Raw genomic sequence first — 742 nt, forward strand, 5'->3', positions numbered from 1 at the left:
CAGATGAAAGAGTATTGGCTCACAAACCCAAAGACTTGAGCTTCATTGAAGCTGCTAGCCTTCCCTTGGCTATTGAAACTGCCTATGAAGGGCTTGAAAGAGCTGAACTTTCTGCTGGTAAGTCTATCCTTGTTTTGGGAGGCGCCGGGGGTGTTGGAACACATATTATTCAGCTTGCAAAGCATGTTTTTGGTGCTTCCAAAGTAGCAGCTACTGCAAGCACTAAGAAACTGGATTTCTTGAGAACCTTGGGTGTTGATTTGGCTATCGATTACACCAAGGAGAACATCGAGGACCTGCCAGAGAAATTTGATGTAGTGTATGATGCAGTTGGGGAGACAGATAAGGCTGTGAAGGCGGTGAAAGAAGGCGGGAAGGTAGTAACAATAGTAGGTCCAGCAACGCCACCGGCTATCCATTTTGTGCTTACCTCTAAAGGGTCTGTGTTGGAGAAACTGAAGCCTTACTTGGAGAGTGGGAAGGTGAAGCCAGTTCTTGATCCCACAAGTCCATATCCCTTTACTAAACTTGTTGAAGCATTTGGTTACCTTGAGAGTTCCAGGGCTACCGGAAAGGTGGTTGTGTATCCCATCCCATGAGGTTGAGAGTGTATGTGTGAATGATCTATGAGACTATGATTGTGTGAAGTCCATTTCCTTTCCCTTGTATGTGTGTAGCAGTATATTTTAATCTTGAAGCCTTGTAATAATGAATAAGATTGAGTCCTCAATAAATTGTCATT

The 742-nt window shown here is 43.9% G+C and carries 1 protein-coding gene; it reads left to right on the forward strand.

From position 1 onward, the window contains the following. The coding region (locus tag IEV84_RS16675; RefSeq protein WP_188495875.1) for a zinc-binding dehydrogenase at positions 1 to 599 on the forward strand (599 nt) is incomplete at its 5' end. Between the last annotated feature and the right edge of the window lie 143 nt (positions 600 to 742).

The sequence above is a fragment of the Flavobacterium palustre genome (genome assembly GCF_014639535.1).
Taxonomy (GTDB): Bacteria; Bacteroidota; Bacteroidia; order Flavobacteriales; family Flavobacteriaceae; genus Flavobacterium; species Flavobacterium palustre.